The sequence below is a fragment of the Pseudomonas sp. 2VD genome (assembly GCF_005503585.1).
GTDB classification, from domain to species: domain Bacteria; phylum Pseudomonadota; class Gammaproteobacteria; order Pseudomonadales; family Pseudomonadaceae; genus Pseudomonas; species Pseudomonas aeruginosa.
Map to the genome: position 1 here is coordinate 1 of NZ_SCND01000347.1, position 6,279 is coordinate 6,279.

At 67.2% G+C, this 6,279-nt stretch carries 3 protein-coding genes; 2 read left to right on the forward strand and 1 reads right to left on the reverse strand.

Annotation, left to right across the window (positions count from 1 at the left end; genetic code table 11):
• Positions 1 to 211: 211 nt before the first annotated feature.
• Positions 212 to 1,441 carry an exonuclease SbcCD subunit D C-terminal domain-containing protein gene (locus FFS27_RS26560; RefSeq protein ID WP_022579564.1) on the forward strand — a complete coding sequence of 410 codons (1,230 nt, stop codon included), beginning with the start codon at positions 212 to 214 and terminating at the stop codon, positions 1,439 to 1,441.
• 8 nt (positions 1,442 to 1,449) lie between these two features.
• Positions 1,450 to 5,085, forward strand: coding sequence for an AAA family ATPase (locus FFS27_RS26565; protein ID WP_021264194.1), 3,636 nt, complete (start codon positions 1,450 to 1,452; stop codon positions 5,083 to 5,085).
• A 21-nt stretch (positions 5,086 to 5,106) separates the two neighbouring features.
• On the opposite strand, the gene recD is transcribed toward FFS27_RS26565, so the two are convergent.
• A partial coding sequence (recD, locus tag FFS27_RS26570) for an exodeoxyribonuclease V subunit alpha (RefSeq protein ID WP_137952315.1) occupies positions 5,107 to 6,279 on the reverse strand: 1,173 nt, incomplete at its 5' end.

A 6,279-nucleotide genomic window follows, 5' to 3' on the forward strand; every position in this document is an offset into this window, starting at 1 on the left:
GCATTTACTCTTCGTCGTCGCCGGGAGTGGTGCGCATTATAGGGAGATAGAAACTGGCGTCAACACTTATTTGAAACTTTTTAACCCAAAGGTCAGGAAGCCCAGAGGACGCTCCATTCCTCCTTTATAGGCTGGCTTGCCCCGCCCTCTCCTTCTGTTGCCTCATATAAGGAATGCGAGCCACGGCTCCGCCGCTTTCGACGAGTGTTCCATGCGCCTCATACATACCTCCGACTGGCACCTGGGTCAGACCCTGCACGGCCAGGACCGCGATCATGAACACGCGCGCTTCCTCGACTGGCTGCTGCGCCAGCTGGAAGAGCAGCGCGCCGATGTCCTGCTGATCGCGGGCGATATCTTCGACACGATCAATCCACCGCTCAAAGCCCAGGAGCGCCTCTACGACTTCATCGTCAGCGCCCATCGGCGGCTGCCGCGGCTGGAGATCGTGATGATCGCAGGCAACCACGACTCCGGCGCGCGCATCGAACTGCCCGCTCCGCTGATGAAACGACTGAACGCCCATGCCATTGGCCGGATCGGCTGGATAGACGAAAGCCTCGATAGCGATCGCCTGCTGCTGCCCCTGCACGACGCGGATGGCCAGGTCGCCGCCTGGTGCCTGGCCCTGCCCTTCCTGCGTCCCGCCGAAGTCACCGGAGGCGGGCTCGGCGACGATTACCTGGCCGGTATCCGCCAGGTGCACGAACGCCTGGTTGCCGCCGCGCAAGCCCGTCGCACGCCGGGACAGGCACTGGTCGCCGTCAGCCACGCACACATGGCCGGCGGCTCGGTTTCCGAAGACTCCGAGCGAAACCTGATCATCGGCAACGTCGAAGCGCTGCCCGCCAGCCTGTTTCCGGAGCAGATCGCCTACGTAGCCCTCGGTCATCTGCACAAGCCACAGAAAGTCGCCGGACAGGAGCGCATTCGCTATAGCGGCTCGCCGCTGCCGCTGTCCTTCGCCGAAGTGAACTATCGCCACCAGGTCCTCCTCGTCACCCTGGAAGGTGAGCGCCTGAAGGATGTACAGAGTCTCCCGGTGCCACGCGCGGTGGAACTGTTGCGCATCGGCCCCGCGCCTCTTGGCGAGGTGCTCGATCGAATCGGCGAACTGGCCGAGGCCGACCTGCTGAACGAACAGCGGCCCTGGCTGGAAGTCCGCGTCATGCTGGATCAGCCGCAACCAGACCTGCGCCAGCAGGTCGAGAGCGCCTTGCAGGGCAAGGCTTGTCGCCTGGTGCGCATCGCCAGCGAATACCAGCGCCGCGACGAAGAACAGGCGCCGCTGCTTGGGCTCGACCAACTCAACCCCCAGGAACTGTTCAGCCGCGCCTGGGAAAGCGCCTATGGCTCCGGCCCGGACGCGCAGGCGCTGGATGACTTCGCCAGCCTGCTGCAAAGCGTCGAACTGGCCACCGAAGACCCCCCGGGGAAATAAGCCGCTCCATGAAGATTCTCGCCATCCGCCTGAAGAACCTTGCCTCCCTCGCTGGCGAGCAGGAAATCGACTTCACCCGCGAACCGCTGTCCAGCGCCGGCCTGTTCGCCATCACCGGCCCGACCGGCGCCGGCAAGAGCACCGTGCTGGACGCCCTGTGCCTGGCCCTGTTCGGCAGCACGCCGCGGCTGGAAAGCACTTCGGCCAGCAGCAAGGTTCCCGATGGCCGGAACGAGCTGTCCAGCAACGACGAACGCAACCTGCTGCGCCGCGGTTGCGCCAGCGGCTACGCCGAAGTGGATTTCGTCGGCATCGACGGCCACCGCTATCGCGCCCGCTGGGAAACCCGGCGCTCCCGGGACAAGGCGGACGGCGCCTTGCAAAAGAGCCAGCAGAGCCTCCAGGACCTGGAGACCCAGCAAATGCTGGCAGCGAACAAGAAGAGCGAGTTCCGCGAACAGCTGGAGCAGAAGCTCGGCCTCAATTTCGCCCAGTTCACTCGCGCCGTGCTGCTGGCCCAGAGCGAATTCAGCGCCTTCCTCAAGGCCAGCGACAACGACCGCGGCGCATTGCTGGAGAAACTCACCGACACCGGCCTGTACAGCCAATTGAGCAAAGCCGCCTATCAGCGCGCCAGCCAGGCCGACGAGCAGCGCAAGCAACTCGAGCAACGCCTGGAAGGCAGCCTGCCGCTGGCCGAGCAGGCCCGGGCCGGGCTCGAGGCGGCGCTGGAATCCCACGCCCAGGCGCGTCTCCAGGAGCAACAGGCCCTGCAGCACCTGGAAGGCCAGCAACAATGGTTCACCGAGGAGCAGCGGCTGCTGCAATCCTGCGAGCACGCACAAGGCCAACTGGCCGAGGCCAGGCAGGCCTGGGACGCCCTGGCGACGGAGCGGGAAACCCTGCAATGGCTGGAGCGCCTGGCTCCGGTTCGCGGACTGATCGAACGCCTGAAGCAACTCGAGCAGGAACTCCGGCACTCCGAGCAGCAGCAGCGGCAGCGCACCGAGCAGCAAGCCGCGGGCGCCGAGCGCTTGCAAGGATTGCAGGCCCGCGTGCGGGAGGCGCGCGAGCGCCAGGCCCAGGCCGACGACCATCTGCGTCAGGCCCAGGCGCCGTTGCGCGAGGCTTTCCAGCTGGAGAGCGAGGCCAGGCGCCTGGAGCGAACGCTGGCCGAGCGACAGGAACTCCATCGGCAATCGAACCAGCGCCACGCCCAGCAAAGCGACGCCGCTCGGCAACTGGATATGGAGCAGCAGCGCCATGTCGCGGAACAGGCGCAACTGCAGGCGGCATTGCGCGACAACCAGGCTCTCGCCGCGCTCGGCGACGCCTGGGCGACCCACCAGGGCCAGCTCGCCGCCTTCGTGCAACGTCGCCAGCGCGCGCTCGAAAGCCAGGCGCAGCTCCCCGAGCTGGAAAAATCCCTGGCCCAGGCCGGGGAACCGCTCGAACGCTTGCAGGCGCAATGGACCGCCCTCCATGGCAGCGAGCCGGACGACCTGGCGGCACGCCTGGACGAATTGCGCCGGCAGACCGATAGCCTGGAACGACAACAAGCGCTCCACAAGGAATGGCAACAGGCCCTCGACCAACGCACCGGCCTGGCTCGACGCCTGGGCGAACTCGACCAGCGTATGGTCGAGCAGGAGCAGGCATTGCTCGACCTGAAACGACAAGGCAGCCAATGCGCCGAGCAGGTGAAGGCGGCGGAGCAGGCCCTGCAGGTCACCCGCGAGTTGCTCCAGCGCCAGCGTCTGGCCCGCAGCGCCAGCGTCGAGCAACTGCGCGCCGGCCTGGTGGACGGCGAGGCCTGTCCGGTCTGCGGCAGCCAGGAGCATCCCTATCACCAGTCCGAGCAACTGCTCGCCGCGCTCGGTGAACACGACGACCAGGAGCAGGTCCGCGCCGAGCAGGCCCTCGAGCGGCTGCGACAGACCCTGGTCGGTCTGCGCGAGGGCTATTCCAGCCAGCGGGAAAGACTCAACCAGCGTCGCCAGGAGCAGCAGGAACTGACCGGCCAACTGGCCGCGCTCGATCGGCAACTGGAGCAATGGACGCTGCCGGAAGAACTGCGACTCCTGCAGCCATCCGCGCAGTTGGAGTGGCTGGCACAACGCCTGGACGAACTGGCTGGGCAGCGCCAGCAGTGCCAACGAGACTTCGACCGGCTGATCGCCCGCCAGCGCCAGACCCAGCAATTGCAGCAGGAACTGCGGGCCGCCGAGACGATCCTGCAACAGCGCCAGCAGGCGCTGACGGAACAACGGCAGCGCTACGAACATTTGCAGCAGCAGGTCGAGGAGGACAGCCAGCAATTGCATCCATTGCTCTCCGACGAGCACTGGCAGCGCTGGCAGGCAGATCCGCTGCGGACTTTCCAGGCCCTCGGCGAGTCCATCGAGCAACGCCGGCAGCAACAGGCGCGGCTTCAGCAGGTCGAACAGCGTCTGCAGGAGCTCAAGCAGCGCTGCGATGAATCAAGCTGGCAACTGAAGCAAAGCGACGAGCAACGCAACGAAGCCCGCCAGGCAGAGGAAAGGGTCCAGGCGGAACTCGCCGAGCTGAACGGACGCCTCGGCGCTCACCTGGGCCAGCACGCCTGCGCCCAGGACTGGCAACTATCGCTGGAGCACGCCGCGCAAGCGGCGCAGAGCGCTGTCGAGACGCTCCAGGCGCCCCTGGATTCGCTGCGCGAGGAACAACTGCGACTCGCCGAAGCCCTGGAACACCTGCAGCAGCAACGGCAGCGCCAACAGGAGGAGTTCCAGCGCCTGCAGGCCGACTGGCAGGCCTGGCGCGAACGCCAGGACAACCTCGACGACAGCCGCCTCGACGCCCTGCTCAGCCTTTCCGAGGAACAGGCGACGCAATGGCGGGAGCAATTGCAGCGACTGCAAGAGGAGATCACCCGCCAGCAGACTCTGGAAGCGGAGCGCCAGGCGCAACTGCTCCAGCATCGCCGGCAGCGGCCGGAAACCGACCGCGAGGCGCTGGAAGACAACCTGCGGCAACAGCGCGAACGCCTGGCCACCAGCGAACAGGCCTACCTGGATACCTACAGCCAGTTGCAGGCCGACAACCAACGCCGCGAGCAGAGCCAGGCGCTGCTTGCCGAACTGGAGCGAGCCCGCGCCGAGTTCCGCAGATGGGGCCGCCTGAACGAACTGATCGGTTCGTCCAGCGGCGACAAGTTCCGCCGCATCGCCCAGGGCTACAACCTCGACCTGCTGGTGCAGCACAGCAACGTGCAGTTGCGCCAGTTGGCGCGGCGCTACCGCCTGCAGCGCGGCGGCAGCGAACTGGGCCTACTGGTGGTGGACACCGAGATGGGCGACGAACTGCGCTCGGTGTATTCGCTCTCCGGCGGCGAGACCTTCCTGATTTCCCTGGCCCTGGCGCTCGGCCTGGCCTCGATGGCATCGAGCAAGCTGCGCATCGAGTCGCTGTTCATCGACGAAGGCTTCGGCAGCCTCGACCCGGAATCCCTGCAACTGGCGATGGATGCCCTGGACAACCTGCAGGCCCAGGGGCGCAAGGTGGCGGTGATTTCCCACGTTCAGGAAATGCACGAACGGATCCCGGTCCAGGTGCGGGTCCAGCGCGAGGGCAACGGCATGAGCAGCCTGAAGGTGGTCGGCTGAGCCGACCGCCCGGGCGGCACGTCAGAACGGCAGTTCGGTCTGTTCACCCGGAGCATGCGGCGGCTGCTCTTCCCTTTCCGGCCGCAGATGCAGCATCAGCCCGCTGAGCCGGCGTACCTTGCGCCGCACTGCTTCCTCGAACACCCCGGGCAGGCTTTCCACCAGGCTGAACCAGTCGCGGGCGCGGGTGATACCGGTGTACACCAGCTCCTTGGTCAGCACCGGGTTCAGCGCGTCCGGCAGGACCAGCGCGGTATGGGCGAACTCCGAGCCCTGCGACTTGTGCACGGTCATGGCGAACACGGTATCCACCTCGACCAGGCGGCTCGGCAGGACGAAGCGCACGCCGCCGCTACCGTCGTTGCGCGGGAAGGCCACGCGCAGCGCGAAGCGCAGGCTGTCGTCGTCGTTGCGCTCGGGCAGGCGCAGGGCGATGCCGATATCGCCGTTCATCAGCCCCAGGCTGTAGTCGTTGCGCGTCACCAGTACCGGCCGCCCCTCGTACCAGCCGTGATCGGCCTCGATCAGGCCAAGGCGCAGCAGTTCCGCCGCCACCCGCTGGTTCAGTCCTTCCACGCCCCATGGGCCGCGGCGCAGCGCGCAGAGCAGGCGGAAGGCGTCGAAAGCCGTCAGTACCGACTGCGCCCAGCGCTCCCAGGCGCCATCCTCCAGCGCCAGTCCGGCGGCCGGGCGGCCCTCGGCCAGGCGTTGCAGGTAGTGCCGGTAGCCGTACGGCGTGCCCGGCGCCTGCGGATGACCGTCGACGAACAGCCGGGCGAAGGCTGCATCGCGCTCCCCGCGCAGGCGCAGGTCGAAGAGGTCGGCGGGCGGACTGTCCAGCAGCGCGCGCGCGTCATCGGCCTGTTGCCGGTTGACCAGCCGCGCCAGGCGCCCGATCCCGCTGCTCGCGCCGAAGCGCCGGGAATGCCGCAGCATGACGGTCTGTTGCGCCAGCGGATGCGCCTGCGCCGAACCTTCGCGCAAGCCCTGCCAGGTTTCGCCGCTGACCCGCTGCAACCAGGCGCGGGTCTCGGCGCTGTACCAGCCCTCCTCGGCATCCCGGCAGAGATCGCCGAGCACCGCGCCGGCCTCTACCGAGGCCAACTGGTCCTTGTCGCCGAGCAGGATCAGGCGCGCCTGCGGCGGTAGCGCATCGAGCAGGCTGGCCATCATTTCCAGGTCGATCATCGAGGC